The organism is Xenorhabdus miraniensis (genome assembly GCF_002632615.1).
In genome coordinates this window covers 21,970-43,863 of record NZ_NITZ01000005.1, presented here as the reverse complement: position 1 = coordinate 43,863, position 21,894 = coordinate 21,970, and the positions used below count along the sequence as shown (strand labels likewise).

At 42.2% G+C, this 21,894-nt stretch carries 25 protein-coding genes; 18 read left to right on the top strand and 7 right to left on the bottom strand.

The window, feature by feature from the left end; all coding sequences use genetic code 11:
- Position 1 precedes the first annotated feature (1 nt).
- Positions 2-868 carry a 50S ribosomal protein L11 methyltransferase gene (locus tag Xmir_RS06590; protein ID WP_099113609.1) on the bottom strand — a complete coding sequence of 289 codons (867 nt, stop codon included), beginning with the start codon at positions 866-868 and terminating at the stop codon, positions 2-4.
- 62 nt (positions 869-930) lie between these two features.
- Entirely contained in the window at positions 931-1,884 is a 954-nt protein-coding gene (locus tag Xmir_RS06585; RefSeq protein WP_099113608.1) for an alpha/beta hydrolase, read from the bottom strand.
- A gap of 469 nt (positions 1,885-2,353) precedes the next feature.
- Between Xmir_RS06585 and Xmir_RS06580 the strand changes: the two genes are divergently transcribed.
- Positions 2,354-3,259, top strand: a complete 906-nt coding sequence (locus Xmir_RS06580; RefSeq protein WP_167385948.1) for a bifunctional transcriptional activator/DNA repair enzyme AdaA — start codon at positions 2,354-2,356, stop codon at positions 3,257-3,259.
- Positions 3,260-3,392: 133 nt separating this feature from the next.
- On the opposite strand, the gene Xmir_RS06575 is transcribed toward Xmir_RS06580, so the two are convergent.
- Positions 3,393-4,079: a helix-turn-helix transcriptional regulator gene (locus Xmir_RS06575; protein WP_099113606.1), complete on the bottom strand. Its 687-nt coding sequence runs from the start codon at positions 4,077-4,079 to the stop codon at positions 3,393-3,395.
- A gap of 174 nt (positions 4,080-4,253) precedes the next feature.
- Here Xmir_RS06575 and Xmir_RS06570 point away from each other — a divergent pair, with 174 nt between their 5' ends.
- From Xmir_RS06570 to Xmir_RS06550, 5 genes are all read left to right on the top strand, one after another.
- Positions 4,254-4,877: a CDP-alcohol phosphatidyltransferase family protein gene (locus Xmir_RS06570; protein ID WP_099113605.1), complete on the top strand. Its 624-nt coding sequence runs from the start codon at positions 4,254-4,256 to the stop codon at positions 4,875-4,877.
- 9 nt (positions 4,878-4,886) lie between these two features.
- On the top strand, positions 4,887-6,722 hold the full coding sequence (locus Xmir_RS06565) for a bifunctional alpha/beta hydrolase/class I SAM-dependent methyltransferase (protein ID WP_099113604.1): 1,836 nt from the start codon (positions 4,887-4,889) through the stop codon (positions 6,720-6,722).
- Positions 6,723-6,732: 10 nt separating this feature from the next.
- Positions 6,733-8,076 carry a phosphatase PAP2/dual specificity phosphatase family protein gene (locus Xmir_RS06560; protein WP_099113603.1) on the top strand — a complete coding sequence of 448 codons (1,344 nt, stop codon included), beginning with the start codon at positions 6,733-6,735 and terminating at the stop codon, positions 8,074-8,076.
- A 390-nt stretch (positions 8,077-8,466) separates the two neighbouring features.
- Positions 8,467-10,155, top strand: a complete 1,689-nt coding sequence (gene dauA, locus Xmir_RS06555) for a C4-dicarboxylic acid transporter DauA (protein WP_099113747.1) — start codon at positions 8,467-8,469, stop codon at positions 10,153-10,155.
- Between the two features lie 361 nt (positions 10,156-10,516).
- Complete coding sequence (locus Xmir_RS06550) at positions 10,517-10,930, top strand: hypothetical protein (protein WP_099113602.1); 414 nt, start codon at positions 10,517-10,519, stop codon at positions 10,928-10,930.
- A 300-nt stretch (positions 10,931-11,230) separates the two neighbouring features.
- Here the strand turns inward: Xmir_RS06550 and Xmir_RS06540 are convergent, their stop codons facing one another.
- From Xmir_RS06540 to Xmir_RS06525, 4 genes are all read right to left on the bottom strand, one after another.
- A complete protein-coding gene (locus tag Xmir_RS06540; protein WP_099113601.1) occupies positions 11,231-11,782 on the bottom strand; it encodes a DUF7823 domain-containing protein in 552 nt (183 codons plus the stop codon).
- Between the two features lie 107 nt (positions 11,783-11,889).
- Complete coding sequence (locus Xmir_RS06535) at positions 11,890-12,249, bottom strand: hypothetical protein (protein WP_099113600.1); 360 nt, start codon at positions 12,247-12,249, stop codon at positions 11,890-11,892.
- A gap of 137 nt (positions 12,250-12,386) precedes the next feature.
- Entirely contained in the window at positions 12,387-14,327 is a 1,941-nt protein-coding gene (locus Xmir_RS06530) for a sigma 54-interacting transcriptional regulator (protein WP_244170874.1), read from the bottom strand.
- A 348-nt stretch (positions 14,328-14,675) separates the two neighbouring features.
- Positions 14,676-15,320 carry a helix-turn-helix domain-containing protein gene (locus Xmir_RS06525; RefSeq protein WP_099113599.1) on the bottom strand — a complete coding sequence of 215 codons (645 nt, stop codon included), beginning with the start codon at positions 15,318-15,320 and terminating at the stop codon, positions 14,676-14,678.
- A 157-nt stretch (positions 15,321-15,477) separates the two neighbouring features.
- On the opposite strand from Xmir_RS06525, the gene Xmir_RS06520 reads away from it, so the two are divergent.
- The 12 genes from Xmir_RS06520 to Xmir_RS06465 all read left to right on the top strand — a co-directional run bounded on the left by Xmir_RS06520 (position 15,478) and on the right by Xmir_RS06465 (position 21,891).
- A complete protein-coding gene (locus Xmir_RS06520; RefSeq protein WP_099113598.1) occupies positions 15,478-15,699 on the top strand; it encodes a helix-turn-helix domain-containing protein in 222 nt (73 codons plus the stop codon).
- A 39-nt stretch (positions 15,700-15,738) separates the two neighbouring features.
- On the top strand, positions 15,739-17,718 hold the full coding sequence (locus Xmir_RS06515) for a transposase domain-containing protein (RefSeq protein WP_099113597.1): 1,980 nt from the start codon (positions 15,739-15,741) through the stop codon (positions 17,716-17,718).
- Positions 17,719-17,726: 8 nt separating this feature from the next.
- Positions 17,727-18,680 (top strand): AAA family ATPase, encoded by a 954-nt coding sequence (locus tag Xmir_RS06510; protein WP_099113596.1) that lies wholly within the window; start codon positions 17,727-17,729, stop codon positions 18,678-18,680.
- Positions 18,677-18,931 carry a hypothetical protein gene (locus Xmir_RS06505; RefSeq protein ID WP_099113595.1) on the top strand — a complete coding sequence of 85 codons (255 nt, stop codon included), beginning with the start codon at positions 18,677-18,679 and terminating at the stop codon, positions 18,929-18,931. Before Xmir_RS06510 ends, Xmir_RS06505 begins: the two co-directional genes overlap by 4 nt.
- 12 nt (positions 18,932-18,943) lie before the next feature.
- On the top strand, positions 18,944-19,147 hold the full coding sequence (locus Xmir_RS06500; protein WP_099113594.1) for a hypothetical protein: 204 nt from the start codon (positions 18,944-18,946) through the stop codon (positions 19,145-19,147).
- Positions 19,137-19,769, top strand: coding sequence for a DUF3164 family protein (locus Xmir_RS06495; RefSeq protein WP_099113593.1), 633 nt, complete (start codon positions 19,137-19,139; stop codon positions 19,767-19,769). The genes Xmir_RS06500 and Xmir_RS06495 overlap by 11 nt, the downstream gene beginning before the upstream one ends.
- A gap of 1 nt (position 19,770) precedes the next feature.
- Positions 19,771-20,004 (top strand): ANR family transcriptional regulator, encoded by a 234-nt coding sequence (locus Xmir_RS06490; RefSeq protein ID WP_099113592.1) that lies wholly within the window; start codon positions 19,771-19,773, stop codon positions 20,002-20,004.
- Positions 19,985-20,173 carry a hypothetical protein gene (locus Xmir_RS06485; protein ID WP_099113591.1) on the top strand — a complete coding sequence of 63 codons (189 nt, stop codon included), beginning with the start codon at positions 19,985-19,987 and terminating at the stop codon, positions 20,171-20,173. Before Xmir_RS06490 ends, Xmir_RS06485 begins: the two co-directional genes overlap by 20 nt.
- A gap of 120 nt (positions 20,174-20,293) precedes the next feature.
- Complete coding sequence (locus Xmir_RS06480) at positions 20,294-20,521, top strand: hypothetical protein (protein ID WP_099113590.1); 228 nt, start codon at positions 20,294-20,296, stop codon at positions 20,519-20,521.
- 11 nt (positions 20,522-20,532) lie between these two features.
- Positions 20,533-21,066, top strand: a complete 534-nt coding sequence (locus tag Xmir_RS06475; protein ID WP_099113589.1) for a gp16 family protein — start codon at positions 20,533-20,535, stop codon at positions 21,064-21,066.
- A complete protein-coding gene (locus tag Xmir_RS06470) occupies positions 21,063-21,584 on the top strand; it encodes a hypothetical protein (protein WP_244170873.1) in 522 nt (173 codons plus the stop codon). Before Xmir_RS06475 ends, Xmir_RS06470 begins: the two co-directional genes overlap by 4 nt.
- On the top strand, positions 21,574-21,891 hold the full coding sequence (locus Xmir_RS06465; RefSeq protein WP_099113588.1) for a hypothetical protein: 318 nt from the start codon (positions 21,574-21,576) through the stop codon (positions 21,889-21,891). Before Xmir_RS06470 ends, Xmir_RS06465 begins: the two co-directional genes overlap by 11 nt.
- The last annotated feature ends 3 nt before the right edge of the window (positions 21,892-21,894 follow it).

Here is a 21,894-nt window from a genome sequence, read left to right as displayed (position 1 = left end):
TTTAAAACTCCTCAAGTGTGAACTTGCCATTACATTCCAGAGATCCACGATATTTTTTATCTTTTAGCACTTTTTTTGGCGTATGTAACGGATGGAATGCCTGATGCCAATGGCTTTGCAAACCTACTTTATTTGAAACATTGAATGAACCAAACCTGGCAATAAAGAAAGATAACATTCCATAACAAGTACCTTCTTCCTTTATTGAAAATATCGGATTTTCAGTTTTTGAAACCTCTTTTAAATAATCATAATTTTTTATATTAGTAATAGAAGTCAGAAGTCGGCTTTCATAAAGACACGCTCTGACAGGAAAGAAACTTTTTGTGCTATAGCGATTTAGTGGAGATAAATCCAAGCCATTAACAATAGCAACATTATTTAGATTATATATTTCTTTACTGTCTACAAGGTAACCATATTGCTCTATTTTACAAGGCATAATTATAGTTTTTGGCTGTGCTATTTTTTTTATATCCTCTGCAATAGAATAAAAACCCTCACCTATAACACCACAATCAATAGTTTCAGTAAAAATAATATCAGGAGTAAAATCCAGATCACCATCCTCTATCACTTGGAAACTGGATTTATTTAATAAAGTAATACGTTTATCTAAGTTATTTAGTTTAAATATTAAAGCTGCTTGTTTAGATAATTGCCTGTTCGTTTCACAAGTCAATACCCTTTTGGCTCCATATTTTGCAAACATCATTGATATTAAACCAGCACCTGTACCAATTTCAAAAATACTTTTACCTTTTAAGTCAAGCTCCTTAATAGCACTTTCTAACGCTAATGTTCTCGCTTTATCATTTAACATAGAGAAATGCCAACTGTCAAATGACCTCACGCTATTGTTAAGCATGACATCCCCCTTATATATTAGCCAATTTATTCTTGTGAGTATATTAAATATTAATTTTCCATCTAAGAATCAATTAACTTCATTATTAATGACAATAAATTGTCATATCCTTTTTTTGCAAATAGATAATGATATCTTGCTCGTAAACAACCATGTATAGCTTCATCTTCAATATTGACATAAACTTTAATTCCATTCTGCTTCATACGAGCTGACATTTTTTTCACATCATCAGACAATGGGTCAATCGCAGCAGCCCAAAATACAGCAGGAGGTAACCCTGAAAGGTTGTCAGCAAGTAACGGAGATGCGTATGGAACAAGTTTATTTTCATTCTGACCAAGGTATGATTTTGTAAAGAAATACATTTCATCACAAAATTCTTTAGATACATCGCTAACGGCCTTTTGAGCCCATCGATGAACATCCAATACAGGATTGATAGCAATAGAACCGGCCAACTGTGGTAAGTTGTTATCCCGTAACCAAAGTGGTAATGCTATTGACCAACTCCCACCACAACTCTCACCTGCAAAATAAATTTGGTCAATATTAATATCTTTTTGTTTTGCAATCTTACGTATAAAAAGATAAACATCACAGCAATCTTCAAGAGCGGCAGGATGTGGATGTTCTGGAGCAAGTCGGTAATTAAAAGTAACAACGCTTATATTTAGATCAAGAACTAAATCCCTCCCCATAGTATCAACAACGCTCAAATCGCCGCTTACAAAGCCACCACCGTGAGCATATATAATACAGGGTAAAGTTCGCTTTGATTCAACCTGTTCATTGGGTGAATAAATCCGGACATCAATTGCTTTGCCGGTTACTGAACTTTTGCATTGCAAATCTTCATAAACAGCTCCATCTCTTGGTGTTGGAGGAAACTGTGAAAACAATGCGTTATAAGAATATCTAACATAATCAATATCTTTGCGGTAAAAATCTGGTGACATTGCATTTGAGCAAGCATATTCATAGTCTTTCATAGATTGTGTCAATTTAGCTCTCATTTGTTATCTCCCCTAAATAAATATAACAATTTTGTTTTACATCCAAAAAACGCCGAAAACACCCCATTTTTTGCTTTTCAATTCTTAAAAAATTTAAATTATCGAATTTGACAGTAAGAAATAGGAAGAATGCCTATAGTATTTACCTTTAAGATGTTAAAAAACAGGTGATTTAGATTAAAGATGACAGTAATCATGTTGATAAATAGTCAGTTAAAAATCTTGTGCCTTATTTTTTATGCTTATTCTGCATAGTTAAGAAAAACATAACACCTGTAAAAATTTCCATCTGAAATAGTGATAATTAACATTACTTCTAATATCACTGTATCAGTGATTAAAAATACCAAGCGGTTTATATAATTATTTTCATTGGCACATTAACTGTTATTACACCAGGTGACCTTTATCGATTAATAAACAATAGATGCCCCTAATGTATTCTATTATAGCATTAAGGAAATTAATTATGTCCTTGAACAAAAACAGCACTCTATTCACTGAGTCAGATCCCCGTTGGTTAGATATAAAAACTAAAAATATCAAAGCTGATAATCTCTTCGTTTACGCCAACATAATGACAAAAGTTTATTGCCGCCCATCATGTCCATCGAGAACTCCTAAACTTAATCACATTGAGATTTTTGATAATTACAAACTTGCTGAAAATAAAAATTATCGCGCATGTAAACGATGTAATCCTAATGGCGAGTCAACTTCAGAAAAAAATTCACGTTTAGTAATAAAAGCATGCAAGATTATAGAAGATAGAAAAGGAGATATAAAACTTAATGAAATATCAATACAGGTAAAAATAAGTGCTTGTTTTTTTCATCGTATTTTTAAGAATATCATTGGCATAACCCCTAAACAATATAGCACAGCCATTCGCATTGATAATATGTATTGTGAGTTAACTAAAGAAAATAAAAATATAACAAATGCCATATATGACTCCGGTTTTAATTCTTGTAGCAGGTTTTATGCTATAGCTGATGATTCATTAGGTATGACACCAAGTGTCTATCGGAAAGGTGGTAAAGATGTCTTAATTCAGTTTGCTATTGTTAAATGTTCATTAGGCAATATTCTAGTCGCACGTTCATTGAAAGGGATTTGCGCTATCTCATTTGGTGATAACCCAACCAAACTTCTTAACAATCTTCAAGATAAATTTTCTAATGCCAAATTTATTGGTAACGATTTAAATTTTGAGAATATGGTTACAGAGGTCATTAATATTGTTGAAAAAACACACTCTCAATTTAATCTACCACTGGAGATTAAAGGTATTGTTTTTAAACAGCGTGTATGGAAAACATTACTCACTATACCGACTTTAACTACCTATATACCCAATTCGCCAATATGCTAGCATTAAGTTTATACGCTGGTGTGATTTTGTCTAAATTTTTTCCTAGCCCGCATGATGCAAAGTATAGGCTACCCGCTATTGTCTACTCGTAATGTCTCACAATGGGGATCATTTTTTCACTGACATAGCGTCACTAATTCGGTATTTTTTGTGTTTCCCGCCATTCTTTAAGTAATGACTGTCTTGAACGGGGATAACACCATTTTTCAACCTTTAAATGATTAATTCTATCCGACCTGAAATGACGAAATGTTTTTCGTAATTCACACCATCCAATGACAATACTGATATTTTCAAAATATCCCAACGCAAATGGCCATACCGTCCTTTCGGATTGATTCCCTTTCAGATCCCGATAAGCAAAGGTGATTTTACGTCTGTCACTGATTGCTTGCCGTACTTGCTGAATATCAACGGTAAGCTGAATTTTCGTGGAAGCAGGCCCCACTAATAATGAATTGGTTTCCAAAATTTGCTTTAACTCAGCCGGGATAACTGCTGCAATTTTGTTGATTGCGCTGGTTGCGGATGTTTTTAACTGTGAATCTGTACGCTTAGCAACCCAGCTTGCACCCAATGCCAAAGCCTCTATTTCATTCTGCGTCAGCATCAATGGCGGCAGGACAAAACCCGGCCGTAAAATATAGCCTATACCAGCCTCACCTTCGATGATTGCACCTTGCGCCTGTAAGGTAGCAATATCCCGATAGAGTGTTCTTAAACTAATGCCTAATTTTTGTGCCAGTACTTTTCCCTGTACAGGAAAATGGTAACTACGCAACATCTCCATAAGAGATAACAAACGTTGTGCTCTGGACAATGCGTTGTATCCTTAACATTAATCGGCTAATTAATTAAAACTCATAAAGTTTATCATCATCTCTCAGCAATAAATAATTTATTGATCTATCAAACAACTTTTCTTTTATCTGATTTACATTTTTTATTTTATTAGTAATGATGATAATTTGACCTATAAGGAACTTAGGGCAAGATGACTATCTATAATCTGAAACCTCGCTTTCAAAACCTCTTACGTCCTATCGTAATCTCTTTGCATAAACATGGTATTACCGCTAATCAAGTCACATTGGGAGCGATGTTTTTATCAATCGCTATTGGTTCATTATTGAGCCTATTTCCTTCTTTCGCTCTCTATTGGCTACTGCCTGTTTTTCTCTTTATCCGCATGGCCCTCAATGCGATTGATGGCATGTTGGCACGAGAGCACCACCAGATATCCTATTTAGGCGCTATTTATAATGAACTTGGGGATGTTATTTCCGATGTCGCTCTCTATCTCCCCTTCTGCTTTTTACCGAATGTCAGCAGTGCGAGTGTGTTGGTTATCTTATTCTTGGCTATCCTGACGGAATTTATCGGCGTTTTGGCTCAAACTATTGGCGCATCACGGCGCTATGACGGCCCAATGGGAAAAAGCGACCGTGCTTTTGTCTTCGGTACTTATGGATTGATTATTGCCATTTTCCCTTCTGCCTTGAGCTGGAGCCACTATTTGTTTCCTTTTATAGGCATTTTACTCTTGATGACTTGCTATCAGCGTGTTGTTAAAGCCTTGCGTGAAATCAGGCTGGATGAAACGTCACAATCTAAATAAGGAATTAATATGACACAGTTATCGAAGGCACTTTTATCAAATACTCTTCTATCGAATACGCTTTTATCGAATACACAACCAGCAACTCAACGTATTGCCGAAGAACATTATTTCACCACATCAGATTCAGCTTCCCTGTTTTACCGTTATTGGCCGCAGCAAGAACCAGCTAACGCCGGGAAAGCCATCATTATTTTCCATCGTGGTCATGAACATTCAGGGCGAATCCAGCATGTCGTTGATGAACTCAATCTGCCCGATGTACCCATGTTCGCCTGGGATGCCCGTGGACACGGAAAAACAGAAGGGCCACGAGGTTATAGCCCATCGATGGGTACGTCGATTCGTGATGTTGATGAATTCGTGAGGTTTATTACCGCAAAGTACGATATTGAAATGGAAAATATTGTGGTGATTGGTCAAAGTGTTGGCGCGGTGTTAGTGTCTGCTTGGGTACATGACTACGCTCCCAAAATTCGGGCAATGATCCTCGCTGCACCTACGTTTGATATCAAGCTGTATGTCCCCTTTGCGGTGCAAGGATTGCAACTAATGCAAAAAATGCGGGGCGTTTTTTTCGTCAGTTCTTATGTGAAAGCAAAATTCCTGACCCACGATGAAGCCCGCATCACCTCTTATGACAATGATCCTCTCATTACCCGCGAAATCGCCGTCAATATTCTATTAGAGCTTTATCAAACCGCAGAACGTGTAGTGAAAGATGCCAGCGCCATTACATTACCAACCCAACTATTTATTTCTGGCAGCGATTATGTTGTACACCATAAACCACAGCATCAATTTTACCAGCGGTTGAACACCCCAATTAAAGAAAAACATGTAATGGAAGGGTTCTACCACGATACACTGGGCGAAAAAGACCGCCATTTGGTTTTCAGTAAAATACGTACATTTATTGATCGCATTTTTGCGATCCCGCGTTATCAACATGATTACAGCCATGAAGATATTTGGAGTCATACCGCAGACGAGTTTCGGGAATTATCACTTCCATTACCACCTCTCTGCCCCAAGAACCTCAGTTATAAACTGATGCGTAAGGCAATGAATACACGCCTGGGCAGAACGTCGGAAGGCATTCGCCTCGGTCTGGAAACAGGTTTTGATTCCGGTTCCACACTGGATTATGTCTATCGCAATCAACCACAAGGCCAGGGAATTTTCGGGAGAACACTGGATCAACAATATCTCAGAGGCAACGTTGGCTGGCGTGGCATACGGCAACGAAAAATCAATATGGAGACATTAATCCGTCAGGCCATTCGCTATTTACATCAACAAAACCATCCTGTTCATATTGTTGATATAGCTGCCGGACATGGGCGTTACGTTCTTGATGCAATCAATGATTTCAGCAAAGTTGATTCCGTTTTATTAAGGGATTACAGCGAACTCAATGTTATTCAAGGACAAGAGTATATTGAAGAACGCCACCTTGCAGATAAAATTCGTTTTGTTATCGGTGATGCGTTTAATGCTGACAGCATTGCATCCATTACCCCAACGCCAACATTGGGCATTGTTTCCGGCCTTTATGAGTTATTCCCCGACAATGCGCTAATCAAAGATTCTTTACGTGGCCTTGCCAGTGCCATCGCAGAAAACGGCTACCAGATATATACCGGGCAACCTTGGCATCCACAACTTGAAATGATCGCCCGTGTTCTTTCCAGCCATCGTGAAAACCAACCATGGATTATGCGTCGGCGTACTCAGGGAGAAATGGATGCACTGGTAGAAGCCGCTGGTTTTGAAAAGCAATACCAATTAACTGATAACTGGGGCATTTTCACTGTATCGATCGCAAAAAAAATCCAATATTGAGAATAAACGGATGAAACACCCGACAAAACGTCCTCACAATAATCGCCCGCGTTTGTGGCTGACAGCCGCTATCTGGCTGTTGCTTCTGGCACCGTTCTTTTTTATTACCTACGGGCAAATCAATCAACTCACCGCGCAAAGAGACGATGTAGAAGTTATGGTGTTCAGTTGGGAACATTACATTCCTTTCTGGTCATGGACGATTATTCCTTACTGGAGTATCGATTTATTTTACGGAATATCACTGTTTATCTGTACCTGCCGCCGTGAGCAATGGATTCACGGCTGGCGATTAGTGACAGCGTCACTGATTGCCTGTGTTGGGTTTCTGCTATTTCCGCTGAAATTTTCATTTTCTCGTCCCACGACCGAAGGTGTTTTTGGGTGGTTATTCGATCAACTGGAGCTGTTTGACCTGCCCTATAATCAGGCACCTTCATTACATATTATCCTGCTATGGTTACTCTGGTTGCGCTATGCCGCGCACTTACATGGTTATTGGCGTGGATTGCTGCATATCTGGTCTGCTCTCATTGCATTATCGGTTCTCACGACCTGGCAGCATCATTTTATTGATGTGATCACCGGTCTTGCCGTGGGAGTCATAATCAGTTACCTGCTCCCTATTACACACCGTTGGCACTGGCAACCAAGCCAAGACAGCTATGCCAGAAAATTATTTGCCTATTATGCAGCAGGTAGCTTATTGTCTGCGCTGATGGCATTTGGATTAGGCGGCGCTTTCTGGATCTTGTTATGGCCTGCTATATCCTTATTGATGGTCGCTCTCGGCTATGCTGGATTGGGCAGTTCAGTGTTTCAAAAACAAGCCGATGGCCGAATGTCACTGTCTGCACGCTGGGTAATGGCTCCCTACCAATTAGGTGTCTGGTTATCTTACCTTTGGTTCAGGCGAAAAAGCGCGCCTTATAATCAAATCGTGGAAGGGATCATTCTTGGTAGTTTGCCACACCCGTCAATCACCAAATCAGCCAATACAGTCAGTGTGTTGGACATGACGGCAGAATGGCACAGGAAACCTGATATCTATACAACAGACTATATTTGCCAACCCCAAATCGATTTATTGCCATTGGGACCTGAAGCACTACAATCCGCCGTTTGTACGCTGAACAATTTGCACCAAAAAGGGAGCGTATTCATTCATTGCACACTTGGGCTGTCCCGTAGTGCAATGGTAGTAGCGGCATGGTTACTGAAACAGCATCCTGAATACGATATTTCCACTGCCATTGATATGCTTCGCCAAGCCAGACCCCATGTTACTTTCAGGCAAACACATTTGGATGCCCTTGTTCAATGGACAGAATGTTATCGTGACCGGAGAATGTAATATGCAGCCAGAAAATCTGACAAACAAAGTGGTTATTACCACACTACAAAGTTGGCGCTTTGTTTCGGGTTTATCCGCATTTTCGGTACTGGTTCAATCTCATTGTTAAAACGGGCAGTGATAAGTTTGGTGCTACAATTTGGAATGCTTTTACTGTTTATCTTGATGAGATAAGCAGTTCCCAAAAGCATGCGAAATTGAATATAGTTTCTCTTTGGGATTACGTGGCATTAACAAAGCCAATTTAATTATTTGATTTTTATTTCACGAGCGCTAATCTATTAGTTAACTTTTTGACATATAACACCTTTCTGCGCTGATAAAAGCGATATGCTGTCTTCTCTTTTTTTCAGCACGTCATTTGATGTCTTATTTTTGGTTTTTATTTCAATGAATACTCGTAAAATTAAGGGGATACGTCCATTTAGTGCATTTATTGACTCTTGTTGGAAGGAACCTTACTCTTTCTCTCGTTTTATCAAGGATATAATTGCCGGGATCACAGTGGGAATTATTGCAATTCCTCTGGCAATGGCTTTGGCAATCGGCAGTGGTGTTGCACCGCAATATGGCCTATATACAGCCGCTATTGCAGGGATTGTTATTGCTCTCACCGGAGGATCTCGTTATAGCGTTTCCGGGCCAACGGCGGCGTTTGTGGTGATCCTCTACCCCGTGTCACAACAGTTTGGCTTAAGCGGTCTACTTATCGCCACACTTATGTCAGGCATTATTCTGGTTGTCATGGGGTTAGCACGATTGGGGAGATTGATTGAATATATTCCCTTATCCGTCACGCTGGGGTTTACTTCTGGTATTGCGATGACTATCGCCACCATGCAGGTACAAAACTTCTTTGGCCTAAAACTGGAGCATGTACCAGAAAATTATATCGATAAACTCATTGCTCTCTCCCAAGCGTTCCCTTCATTACAGTTGAGCGATACACTTATCGGTTTTACCACGCTGTTGGTATTGATTTTCTGGCCAAAACTGGGATTAAAGTTACCGGGTCACTTACCGGCTTTGATTGCAGGGACTGGCGTCATGGGTATCATGCACTTGCTAGGCCACGATGTAGAAACGATTGGCTCATCATTCAGCTACATTCTGGAAGATGGCACACAAGGCCAAGGTATTCCGCCTATTCTCCCCCAATTCATTCTGCCGTGGAATTTGCCTGATACCCATTCCTTCGATATTAGTTGGAATACAGTATCAGCACTGCTGCCCGCTGCATTTTCAATGGCCATGTTAGGGGCAATTGAATCTTTGTTGTGTGCCGTTATTCTGGATGGCATGACCGGAAAAAAACATCATTCCAATGGTGAGTTGATTGGTCAGGGAATGGGCAATATTGTCGCCCCTTTCTTTGGCGGAATTACCGCAACCGCCGCTATCGCCCGTTCAGCCGCCAATGTGCGTGCAGGAGCAACTTCACCGATTGCTGCTGTTGTCCACTCTCTGCTGGTATTATTGACGCTGCTGGTTCTCGCACCGATGCTCTCTTATCTCCCACTTGCTGCGATGTCAGCTATTTTGCTGATTGTGGCGTGGAATATGAGTGAAGCCCATAAAGTTGTGGATTTAATCCGCCGTGCTCCTAAAGACGATATCATCGTCATGCTGTTGTGTCTGTCACTGACGGTTCTGTTTGATATGGTGATAGCAATCACGATCGGTATTGTTCTGGCATCGCTCTTGTTTATGCGCAAAATTGCCAATATGACCCGAATCAGCATTTCTCCTTCAACAAATAGTGATAGAGGTCTGCTGGTTGTACGAATTAACGGCCCTCTGTTTTTCGCTGCCGCAGAGCGTATTTTTGCTGAGTTGAAAGAAAAAGGTGCTGACTATCAAACCATTATTATGCAGTGGGATGCTGTTCCGGTGCTGGATGCGGGTGGATTGCATGCTTTTCAGGGATTTGTTCGGGAGACGGGAAAAGAGAAACATATCGTTGTATGTGATATCTCCTTTCAGCCTTTGAAAACGCTGGCAAGAGCCAAAATCGAGCCGCTCAAAGGGCAATTAAGTTTTTATGCTACTTTAGCCAAGGCGTTGGAAGAAATAGAGTAACCTCATTGCCTATACCAAGATAAGAATATTAGACTGAAAAAGACATCTAATATTCTTATCTTGCAGCTTTCAAGGTAGGTGCATTTTTCAGCCCAAAAATGAAAACTTAGAATTTCTTGTTCAAAGAGACTAATAAAATAGCTTAATTTGATAGATGCTAAGTTTTATTAGCAGACTGACAAATTTTATTGATTCTTCTCTTATTATTTTATTAGTCCCTGCTCAACGACCTTTTCCGCTGAGCTATCCGATAACCCCATACAGGTAAATCCTATTGACGAATGTATGTATATTACATTATAGTTCCTTCGATATGTGATCAAAGTAAAAAGTTCTTTAAATCATATAAGGATGAATTATTATGTCAGATATTCGTAATATTATTAATGTTGATAATAGATTTGGTTGTGAATATGACGTAAGGTTATTTAATCAGGAATCAGCAAATAAATTATTTCCCATCATTCCTGACCATGTGACTGTTTCTCCTGGGAAGGATTCATCTACCGGTGGTATGTGGACTCCGTGGTGTGATAATCAGAAAGCTCTTGATGCTGGTCATTATATCAAAATCACTTTTAGTAAAAAGAAGGCCTCTGATATTGTGAACTACATGTTTCAACATGGCAGTTACATCTATTTTACAGACAGTAGTAAACAGTTTAGCAATAAGCAGGTTATGTCTGGTGATTCAGCTAAAGGTAAGGGGGATTATAAACTTGAAATTAGAACAACAAAGGAAAATCTCCCACTATTGGTGTTGAAGAAATATTAAATTTATAAGTGACTTCTCACTATCCTATCGGGCGATACTTCTTGTTTCTTGGGCTGAAACTCATTCGTGACTAGAATTACGTAAGCCTCCGAAAACAGTAATGACTTGTACAGCCGCCTTTAATTTCAGAATACCTTTATCACGAATATTGAGGGCGGCATCTAAATCCCTGTCAATTTCTTTAGCTCCGAAATTAGGACAATCCCATTAACGGATAGATAAAGGCATTTCTTCAACTTTATAACCGCAACAAAAAAGCTACGCCGGAACGCAACCTTAAATTCAGAACATAAATTTTAGTCATTTAGAGCTATCATGCCAGTTAATATAAAAGCGTTTAGTTACCCCCTTCTGCTTTAATATAGCACCTAATTTTTCTGCATCAGGCGTGGTCTGGCTAAAATAATTATAGCCAATTGTATAACTGGGAGGGATATTACCACCGACTATAATGTTTGAATATTTACCAAAATTATAGGTCACATCATCAACTTTTATATAAAGAACTTTATTTTTAAATAGATCTTGCATTCTCTGATAACTTTCTTTATTTGCATAAGAAGACACATTCCATTGAATAAAACAATCAACACCATTTAATTTTGGTATCTCTGTCCAAAAAAATGCTTCTGTTTTACCAATATCAATAGGTGTGCTGTTTTCGATTACAATTAAAGAACCATAAGAGGGCCAGTTTTCACTTGCTCCTGCTTCGCTCTGGTATCCCCACCTGATCACTGGCGGCATATCTGAATCGGGTAAACCAACCCGGCTCATTCCTAAAATAATATCAACAACCAACATATTTTCTGTATCTGCTGCAACAATCTCTGCCTTATTAAATTCAGACATAATCCTCTCACTTTTTATTCGTTAAAGTTCAAGATCATTTAAAAACCAGCGACATTAACGCACTGGTTTAACGAAATAACATTTCATACACGTTTATGAAAGACAGATTAATATACGATTGCCTTTATAAAATGCCCTTCGAGTTTTATTTTTACGGTTTTCCCTTGGATAAAAGCATCATGGACAACGCCAGCATGCCTTACTTTAGATCCATCAACACTAACACATCCTATATCATTTGATTCTAATCCTACAAACCAATAAACAGTTGTACTCAAATCTTCTAAAGAAATTGCATAATCTAATTTCCCTATATAATTACCTGATGTCATTGTTTTTGTACAATGAAAATTATCAGGTGAAACAACGCCTAAATTTTTAATTACTGCTTTCTCCGAAGCCAGTCCTATTCCGGCATTCAAAAATAAAAATAACCCAGCAAAAACACTTATTTTTTTGTTTATCATAGTATTCACCTTATTTCTATGGATTAGCTTTGTCAGACATCACTTGGATATTAACCGAGTAATATATAAATATTCCATATTAAAATAAGGATAATTCTGATAACTTAACTCAGATGGAAGTGAGTTACAAAGCTATGTTAATAATCAATCCCCAATTTCTTTAAGCGTGAGATCAATGTTGTTGGGTTTATTCCCAACAATTTTGCTGCCCCGTCATCACCAAAAATTTTTCCTTTACATTGTTTAACGGCAAGAGAGAGACTGTTAATTTCTAACGCTTTGAGTTGTTTTATTGTCAATATCTCTTCTGTTTTTTGAAATTCATTATGAATATTCTGATGTAGCGTTTTAGTCTGTTGATCTTGTTCCAATAAATACTTAAAGGAAACAGCACCCTGTTTTGCTGTAATAAGTGCACGTTCAATAACATTTTGCAGTTCACGGATATTGCCGGGCCAGTCATATTGCTGTAGTTCTAAAATAAGTTTTTGTGAAAATGGCAGATAATTAATTTTACGATTGTCACAAATTAACTTGGTAAAGTGTGTTACCAAAAGCGGAATATCTTCTTTACGCTCACGTAAGGCTGGTGAATGAATCGGGAAAACATTTAAACGAAAATACAAATCTTCGCGAAATCGTTTCTGTTTCACTTCTTCTTTTAAATTACGGTTGGTGGCAGCGATAATCCGCACATTCACTTGCCGTGTTTTTTCTTCTCCTACCCGCTCAAAGGTTCCTTCTTGTAACACACGCAGCAGTTTACTTTGTTGCTCCAGCGGAATTTCGCCAATTTCATCTAAAAACAGAGTGCCTTGATCAGCCAGTTCAAAACGTCCGACACGATCACGCACAGCCCCGGTAAATGCCCCTTTAATATGCCCAAAAAATTCACTTTCAAAGAGTTCCGAAGGAATGGCAGCACAATTGACCCGAATTAGTGGTTGCTGTTTACGGTGACTGGATTGGTGAATCGCGCGGGCGATCAGTTCCTTGCCAGTGCCTGAATCACCATAAATCATCACATTGGCATCAGTTGAGGCAACGACCTTGATTTTTTCAATAATCTGTAAAATGGATGCACTATTGCCGATAATTTCATGGTATTTATTTTCCTGTAAAATTTCTTCTTGCAGATATTCGTTTTGCTGTTCCAGCCGGCTTTTTAAATCTCGCAACTCTTCAAGGGCGTGGGTCAGTTGTTTCTCAGTATTCAACCTATCGGTAATATCACGGAATACGACTACTGCGCCAATAATTTCACCATCACGAATCACAGGTGTACTGGTAAATTCCACGGGAAAGCAACTGCCATCACGGCGCCAGAAAATTTCCTGAATACCTTCATACACAATACCATCATGTACCGCCGCGTAAATCGGGCACTCTTCTACAGGATAAGGCTCGCCATTTTCATGAGTATGATGATGAATCTCATGGATATTGTTACTCAGCACATCTTCAGCTTGCAGCCCCAACATTTTAGCCCCGGCGGGGTTAATAAAGGTGCACAAACCTTGTTTGTTAATACTGTAAATACCGTCACCCACTGAGCTCAGCAATAAATGCTTGCCTGTGTCGGAGTCTATAAACAATTCTTGTAAGGCTTGCCATTCTTTTAAATCTGTCTGGATGGCTTTATCGTCATTTTTATTGTATTGGTGCAATTCTAATTCTTTGATATCCGCCAGCGACCATATCAGCAATGTTTTATTTTTATAAGGTAATGAAATGGAATTAATATCCAACTGAGTTTTTCCGCCGTTTTTATCAAAGGCATACAGTTCATTACTCCAGGCCCAACCTTTTTCCAACGCTTCTTCGGTAAATGCCAAAAGGTGTGGCAGTTGACTGAAATGACCGAAAACAGAAGTCACCGTTTTTTGAATAATTTCATGACGTTCATATCGTAATAGTTGAGTAGCTCTGATATTCACATCAATAAATTGGTTTTGGTGTGGATCTAATACAATTAATGCCTGTGATGTGTGTTCAAACACCAATGGACGAATAGAGTCCTCAGTTGTTACCCAGTCCGAGATAAAGTCCGCCGTGTTCATGCGATTTATATTATTCATATTATGAAATTTCGTAATTTAAGTTATTAAATTTCATAATACTACGAAAAATCATACCCTTCTAGCTGTTCAATTTAACTTCATGTTATGAACCACAAAGAATGAGAAATAAAAAGATATAGGGAATTGGCGAAAATAAACGGGATTTAGTTGGAATAATTTCAAGAAATTCACAGAGTTGGGATATGTCTTATAGAACGATTCCAGCTTCTCGTGCAAACTTACCAAAATGAGAAAAAATTTTTGTTAGACATTTTTGATTCACTTATTTTGGTAAATGTAGGGTGTGCACAATCTTCTGTTTAAACCATCTTTAAATACTTTTTAACTAATGGGCTAAGCAGCCCATTAGCTAGCTTTGTTTTTGCTGCTTACATGGTGGCTTGCTGGCTCTTGCGCTTCTTCTTCGAGAGACTCCAAAAAACTCTTCCGTTCTTCAATGGATAGCGATTCATACATATGGGCTACTACCAGGGCATGATTGGATACCCCCAGTTTTTCAGGTGCGTCTTCTGACCACGGGAATTGCCCGCCTGATGTTGGTTTGCCTGTTTGGGTTGTACTTAACAATGTGTTAATACCTTGTCTAAAAACCTTATCAAGAACAGCCTCTCTTTCTGTTGGCGTCATTCTATCTAGTATCTCTTTCCATAACTGTTGTTGCTCAGGAGTAGCATGAGATGACTTTGTAACTTCCGGCTCTTCGTTAGTCATAAAATCCGAAGTCTCGTCATTTTCTCCAGACGCTAGCCAGCCAATAGAGCAGCCGCTTACATTGGCTATAACAGCCAATCTATCAAGAGACGGATAGGTATCCCCGTTTAAATAGTTACGTATGACCTTCTCTGACCAGCCGCATTGCTTTGCAAATGCGTTATTGGACATACCATTCATTGCCATTCTTAGACGTTCGCCAAATCGGTTTATTTGTTCCTCACTAATAATCCGAGTCGGTTTTTTCCTTGCTACAGATTCACTTTTGTTATAACTCATTGTTTTTTACCGAAAAAATTAAAGTCAAAACTTATACAAATTGACTAGTCAAAAAATCCGATCATTCGCTTTACATTCGGATTATTTGACGATATATTTATATCAACGCCGATAATCATTATAGATTATCGGGGCAGATAATTATAAGGATCGCATGATGTCAGTAAACTCGCAAGATTGGCACCGCGCAGATATCCGCGCGGCATTAGAAAAACGTGGCACAAATCTACGCACACTATCAGTAAAGGCTGGGTTGGCGGCAGATACATTACGTAATGCGTTAGTCAGACCGTGGCCCAAAGGAGAAAAGATCATCGCTCAGGCTATTGGGGTTGAACCAGCAATTATTTGGCCGAGCCGTTACTCAAAACATAACTAGGTTGCGGGGTAATCCCGCCTATTTAAAGGTATGAAACTGATGGATATTTGGATTACTGCTAAAGAATGTATTGGTCTGCCAGGCTTACCAACAATGCAGCACAACATTCGTGCGAATCTGGATAAGCTCGCTGGAGAGCATCGCCGCAAGCGCTCAGGTTCAAAGTCTTTTGAATACCCTATTAACTGTCTGCCTCCTGTTGCCCGCGCTGCGGTATTGAAAAAGCAAGGCGTTATCGAAGTTTCAGGCAATCCCATTGAAATTAAAAAACGTCAGACCGACAGCTATTCCCGCGAACTGCTGTGGCAGGGGTGGAACAACGCTAATGACAAGCAGCGTGGAAAAGCACGCGAACGCTGTGAGGCGATCATCGCCGTGGCGGAACTGCTGGACAGTGGCATAGATACGTTGACCGCGTTTGATTCGGTGGGGGAAGCATTGACCATTGCCCCTGCCTCTATCCGCCGTTGGTACTATCAGGCGAAGCCGTTTGACCGTTCGGACTGGCTGGCTGCACTGGTCAGCCAACATGGCCATAATTTATCAGCCCGCAGGAAGAAAGAGGCAGAGTGCAGCACAGCCGCCTGGGATTTCTTTCTGGCGGACTATCTGCGCCCTGAACAGCCTGCATTGCGTACATGCTATGCCCGTTTGGCAGAAGCGGCGGCAGAACATGATTGGGCGATACCCAGCCTGTCCTCCCTGCGCCGGAAGCTGGAACGTGACGTGCCCGCCGAGCAAGTGGTATTGCTGCGCGAGGGGGAACATGCCCTGATGCGGTTGTACCCCGCCCAGGAGCGTACCGTGCTGGACCTGGATGCAATGGAGTGGATCAACGGTGACGGCTATCAGCATAACGTCTTTGTACGCTGGTTTAATGGTGAAATCCTCCGCCCAAAAACATGGGTCTGGCAGGACATCCGCACGCGCAAAATTCTGGCCTGGCGTACTGATGTTTCCGAGAACAGTGACAGTATTCGTCTGGCGCTGGCTGATGTGGTTGAACAATACGGCATCCCCAAACATGTCACGATTGATAACACGCGAGCCGCTGCAAACAAGTGGATGACAGGCGGTGTACCAAACCGTTACCGCTTCAAGGTGAAAGAAGATGATCCAAAAGGGATTATTCCCCTGCTGGGTATCCAGTTGCATTGGACCAGTGTTTTGTTTGGTCGCGGTCATGGTCAGGCCAAACCGATTGAGCGGGCCTTTTCCCACGGTGGGTTAGGGGAAGTGGTTGACCGTCATCCGGCGTTATCGGGGGCGTATACAGGTCCTAATCCCATGGCAAAACCGGATAATTATGGTGACCGGGTGATTGATGCCGAAACCTTTTTACAGGTGCTGGCGGAGGGGATCGCGTTCTGGAACCGACAACCGAAACGGGATACTGAAGTGTGCCGGGGGGTGCTGTCTTTTGATGCCGCTTTTGAACAGAGCTATCAGGAGAGTGCGATCCGCAAAGCAACAGCTGAACAGCGTCACTTATTGTTGCTGCCTGCTGAGGCGGTCACGGTCAATAATGGTGCATTCACCCTGAATGCAGGTGGCAAGATTGCAGCACGCAAGAACCGTTACTACCACGAGCAATTGCTGGGCATTAAACCCAATAAGGTGGTCATTCGGTTTGACCCGCGGTCGCTGCATGAATCGGTACTGTGTTACACGCTGGATGGCCGCTTTATTTGTACTGCCCAGTGTATTGAAAAATCGGGCTTCGGTGATACTCAGGCTGCCCGTGAACATATCCGTAACCGGACACGCTTTGTCAAACGGACGAAAGAGGCTGCCACAGCGCAGCGCCGCATGACAGCACTGGAAGTCGCGGAACTGATGCCAGAAACCGTTGCCCCTGAACCGCCTGAAACGCGTGTTGTTGAGATTTACAGGCCCACAGGTAATACCGTCCGCCGTGAGATTATCGATATACACGCCGAGACAGACAACGATTACGACTATGCCTTTGAAAATGCTGTCGCCCAGTTACATGAACAACGACAGAAAAATACGATTTAGGGGGAACTATGAGCAATATTATTGAATTAACACAGGCGCAGACTGCACAGGCTGACATTCGTGCAGCCATCCGAAATGTGGTCAATAACGACGGGATGACGTACAGCAATATCGCCCGCGAAAGCGGCCTCTCCGGCACGGCGCTGTCTCAGTTTATGAACGAAAGCTATCGTGGTGATAATGAAAGTGTTGCCAGCAAACTGGTGCTCTGGCTGGAAAACCGTGCCCGCCGTGCCAATGAAATGCCCGAGGCGCCTGACTTTGTGCAAACCAAAACGGTCAAGCAAATCTGGAGTGCCCTGCAATATGCCCAACTGGCGCAATGTATCAGTGTGATTTATGGCAGTCCGGGCGTGGGTAAGACCAAGTCGCTGCAACAGTTTGCCAATGAACGCCCTAATGTCTGGCTGATAACGGTTTCGCCTTCCCGTGCCAGTCTGAGCGAATGCCTGTATGAACTGGCGCTGGAACTGGGCATCGGGGATGCACCCCGCCGGGCGGGTCAGTTGGGGCGTGCTGTTCGTCGTAAATTACGCGGTACATCGGGTTTACTGGTTATTGATGAGGCCGATCATCTGGATTACCCCGTACTGGAAGAGCTGCGGATTTTGCAGGAAGACACAGGTATCGGACTGGCACTGGTCGGCAATCACCAGGTGTATTCCAAGCTGACAGGTGGTAACTCCCGCAATGTGGACTTTGCCCGTCTGTTTAGCCGCATCGCCAAAAAAGTGGCCATCCTGAAAACCAAGAAAGAGGATGTTCAGGCTATTTCTGCCGCGTGGGGACTGGGGCAACAAGAACGCGCACTGGTTCAGCAGCTGGCAGAGCGGCCGGGGGCATTGCGCACGGTATCCCATACATTGCGGTTGGCAGCCATGTTTGCGACAGGGGCTAATGAGGCACTGAATGAAAAACACATTCGGGCAGCAGTTAAAGATCTGGAGGGAACAGCATTATGAACAGCAATTGCCTGGCACAAGCCTTCACATATGCAGAGCGGGCTACCTCTGCACTTACCGCACGCGGATTTACTGTAATCAGTGTGATGATACGCGGCAGTGCCCCACGCATTCAAATTGCCCGTCATACACAATGTGATCATTTAATTCAGAATGGCCAGGCGAGCTATCGGCATCTGGGCCGCTATGGTCGGCAGGGCTGGTTTACGCAATACGGTTGTCAGGTTTATTGGTCGGAATCATTACATTAATCAGGGGGATTTATGGCAGTCAAAGTTCAAATAATTATCAGCGGCAGTGTTAACGGAAAACTCAATTACGAGTATCTGGCGGGCGGAGAGAACGGGTCATATACCCATCAAGAACGTCAGGCCGCGTATGACATTATCAAGGTTATTCAGCATTCATTAAAAGAGACCCACGACACAGTGGTTCATATGCAGGAGGTCAGTCAACATGTCCACTAAACAATTTACTCAACAGCAGTGTCCTGAAGATTATTGGGTTGATGCCAAAGGTGTTTTAACCCCTGTCAGGATCATCAAAGAAATCGACCTGGAGCGGGATAGTCTGGTCGGGGAAATCGTGAAACAGGCCGTCAGTGTGAACGAGGCACTGGAGGAGCTGAAATCACGGGCGTTTGCTGACATACAGGCATTCGTTGATCTCTCTGCCGAAAAGTACGGTGCAACAAAAGGTGGCAAAAAAGGCAATGTAACCCTGTATTCCTATGACGGCCGCTACAAGATTCAGCGTGCCATGCAGGACAGAATTGCCTTTGATGAACGTTTACAGGCGGCCAAGATGCTGATTGATGAATGTCTCGCTGACTGGACGGAAGGTGCCAGACCTGAAATCCAGACGTTGATTAACCAGGCTTTTATTACTGATAAAGAGGGTGAAATCAATGCAGGGCGTGTTCTGGCACTTCGCCGATTGAATATTGATGATGAGCGCTGGAACAGCGCCATGATGGCGATAGGTGAAGCGCTACAGATCGTTGGCAGTAAATCCTATCTGCGCGTCTATGAGCGCATAGGTGATAGCGATCAATACCAGCCTATAGCATTAGATATTGCGGGGGTATGAGATGGCCGGACGTATTCACGAAAACAGCGCACAGAATAACTATGCCGCCTATTCATTGGGTGCTGCCCGCGCAGAACGCGACGCTCATTATCTGAATGCTGCGTCTTTATGGGACAAAGCGGCCAGTACTGCCCGCAGTGCACCCGCTCGTTTTTGGGCAGAACGGCGCAGCGAGTTCTGTTACAACGCGGCAGAAAAAGGATGGGGAAAGATCAATGAAAGCGCAGCAGTTTAATCAACGTTTTCCTGTGGGACAGGGTTTTATTTACCAACCCAATCAATTTTTACGCGGTGGTCAGGCAGTCAGAACGATTGAACCCGCACAGGACTTAACAAATATGACCGTGGTTGAAATCAGCACCGAACCGTATTTAGTTCGAATTGAACATTTAACACCAGCGTAATGTAAGACACTAAAAATTAATCGCTTTTTAATTTGGCGTAAACCCGCCGGGGCTGGCTTACGCCAAAATTCCGATAAGGCGTTATTGATGACATTAATTTAACGTTATTGAGAGAAGACCATGATTAAGATTAAACAACTTGCACTTGTTGTTGCCATTACAAAAGAGCTTGATAACCAACAGCCCAGTATCACCATCAATCAGGAACAGTTTAATGCCATCGTTGCCGCAGCCGATGCTATCTGTGCTGCATTCGATCAACCCGAAACACCTGAGCGCAATCTTTGTGACAACTGCAATGATTGGCCACGTGGGGGTTGCCAGCCCGGCTGTGTGGCATATAAGTGAGGTAATATTAAATGACAAGTCAACAGCTTATTCGCCTCATTCATATTGCAAAAACCCAACTTAAGTTGGATGACGAAACCTACCGTGCGGCGTTGGTTGCCGCTACAGGTAAATCGTCCTGTCGTGATATGTCCCACGCGGAGTTAAAATCAACCTATAGCGCATTTGTTGAACGCGGATTCAAACGCCGTTTTAAACGTGATCACCAACGGGTTAAACCCGGTTTAAACGGTCAAACCAGAGCACCGGAAATTGCCAAAATCAGAGCAATATGGATCACCATGCACCAACAAAAATTTGTGATTGACGGTTCTGAAGCCGCGCTTAACCAGTTTGTCCAGCGTCAGACAGCCAAAATCAATGGGGGTGTCGGTGTGGCCGAAGTGGGCTGGCTTGATGCGCCACTGGCCTGTCAGGTTTTGGAGTCCCTGAAACAGTGGCACGGTCGGCTAATGTTGGGCGTTATGCATGTGCGGGGTCAGCACCTGCCGGAACGGCGGGGGTATGATGCCCTGTGTGATGCGTACAATATGGGGAAAGCATGATGAAAATTGGCCGTTGCCCGGTTTGTCATTCTGATTTTCATCTGGATGCCGTATTTGAGGATGAAGCCAGCCGTCAGCTATTAGCAAAACTGGTTGATCTTCCTGCTGGCTGTGCCCGTCATCTGGTGGCGTATATCGGTCTCTTTCGCCGGGAGAAAAATAACCTGTCCAACAGCCGGGCATTAAAATTAGCGGAAGAAGTGCTGGCACTTTATTCTGCCAATCGGGTCTTGGGGCACGCACTGAGCGAAACTGTTGAACGTATTCGGGAAAAGCGGGCACAGGGAGACAATAAGCCCCTGACCAACCACAACTATCTGAAAACGGTTTATCAGTCATCTGAGCAACAGTTTGCCCAAAGCAGCCATATCAGTACCAGGGAAAAACAGCAGGTATCTGGTTCAGATAGCCGTGATGCCTACTTCAGACAAATGCAGCAATATGGTGTTGATTTGACTACACTACCCAGAGGCAAAGAGTGGTTAGAGCAACAGAAAGGAGAGGTAAATGGAGAGTGAATTTAGCGATTTCTTCGTTACATTGGTACTGATTGCGGTTGCGTTCTGGGTGTATTTTGATGCATATCATAATCGGATTGGAACATATCGTGATGAACAGAACCGACTTCGCGGACATTCGCCAGTCTGGTGGGGAGCGTGTACTTTATTGTTACTCATTGTCTTCTTTCCCCTATACCTTATTCGGCGTAAGACACTACTGGCAATGGCACAAAAGTATCCAGCCAGCAGTGATAAAAGTATCGGGATCTTAGTCATGTCAATACTCAGTGCGTGTGTAATTTGGCTTTTTTACTTTAGCTATTAACGA

Bases quoted from the DNA above. Each gene is read 5' to 3' on its own strand.
- Xmir_RS06480 (WP_099113590.1), top strand. From the start codon at position 20,294: ATGATTAAGATTAAACAACTTGCACTTGTTGTTGCCATTACAAAAGAG.
- Xmir_RS06525 (WP_099113599.1), bottom strand. From the start codon at position 15,320: ATGAGTTATAACAAAAGTGAATCTGTAGCAAGGAAAAAACCGACTCGG.
- Xmir_RS06520 (WP_099113598.1), top strand. From the start codon at position 15,478: ATGTCAGTAAACTCGCAAGATTGGCACCGCGCAGATATCCGCGCGGCA.
- Xmir_RS06515 (WP_099113597.1), top strand. From the start codon at position 15,739: ATGGATATTTGGATTACTGCTAAAGAATGTATTGGTCTGCCAGGCTTA.
- Xmir_RS06570 (WP_099113605.1), top strand. From the start codon at position 4,254: ATGACTATCTATAATCTGAAACCTCGCTTTCAAAACCTCTTACGTCCT.
- Xmir_RS06550 (WP_099113602.1), top strand. From the start codon at position 10,517: ATGTCAGATATTCGTAATATTATTAATGTTGATAATAGATTTGGTTGT.
- Xmir_RS06485 (WP_099113591.1), top strand. From the start codon at position 19,985: ATGAAAGCGCAGCAGTTTAATCAACGTTTTCCTGTGGGACAGGGTTTT.
- dauA (WP_099113747.1), top strand. From the start codon at position 8,467: ATGAATACTCGTAAAATTAAGGGGATACGTCCATTTAGTGCATTTATT.
- Xmir_RS06530 (WP_244170874.1), bottom strand. From the start codon at position 14,327: ATGAATAATATAAATCGCATGAACACGGCGGACTTTATCTCGGACTGG.
- Xmir_RS06490 (WP_099113592.1), top strand. From the start codon at position 19,771: ATGGCCGGACGTATTCACGAAAACAGCGCACAGAATAACTATGCCGCC.
- Xmir_RS06560 (WP_099113603.1), top strand. From the start codon at position 6,733: ATGAAACACCCGACAAAACGTCCTCACAATAATCGCCCGCGTTTGTGG.
- Xmir_RS06535 (WP_099113600.1), bottom strand. From the start codon at position 12,249: ATGATAAACAAAAAAATAAGTGTTTTTGCTGGGTTATTTTTATTTTTG.
- Xmir_RS06565 (WP_099113604.1), top strand. From the start codon at position 4,887: ATGACACAGTTATCGAAGGCACTTTTATCAAATACTCTTCTATCGAAT.
- Xmir_RS06465 (WP_099113588.1), top strand. From the start codon at position 21,574: ATGGAGAGTGAATTTAGCGATTTCTTCGTTACATTGGTACTGATTGCG.
- Xmir_RS06585 (WP_099113608.1), bottom strand. From the start codon at position 1,884: ATGAGAGCTAAATTGACACAATCTATGAAAGACTATGAATATGCTTGC.
- Xmir_RS06500 (WP_099113594.1), top strand. From the start codon at position 18,944: ATGGCAGTCAAAGTTCAAATAATTATCAGCGGCAGTGTTAACGGAAAA.
- Xmir_RS06495 (WP_099113593.1), top strand. From the start codon at position 19,137: ATGTCCACTAAACAATTTACTCAACAGCAGTGTCCTGAAGATTATTGG.
- Xmir_RS06475 (WP_099113589.1), top strand. From the start codon at position 20,533: ATGACAAGTCAACAGCTTATTCGCCTCATTCATATTGCAAAAACCCAA.
- Xmir_RS06580 (WP_167385948.1), top strand. From the start codon at position 2,354: ATGTCCTTGAACAAAAACAGCACTCTATTCACTGAGTCAGATCCCCGT.
- Xmir_RS06505 (WP_099113595.1), top strand. From the start codon at position 18,677: ATGAACAGCAATTGCCTGGCACAAGCCTTCACATATGCAGAGCGGGCT.
- Xmir_RS06470 (WP_244170873.1), top strand. From the start codon at position 21,063: ATGATGAAAATTGGCCGTTGCCCGGTTTGTCATTCTGATTTTCATCTG.
- Xmir_RS06510 (WP_099113596.1), top strand. From the start codon at position 17,727: ATGAGCAATATTATTGAATTAACACAGGCGCAGACTGCACAGGCTGAC.
- Xmir_RS06540 (WP_099113601.1), bottom strand. From the start codon at position 11,782: ATGTCTGAATTTAATAAGGCAGAGATTGTTGCAGCAGATACAGAAAAT.
- Xmir_RS06590 (WP_099113609.1), bottom strand. From the start codon at position 868: ATGCTTAACAATAGCGTGAGGTCATTTGACAGTTGGCATTTCTCTATG.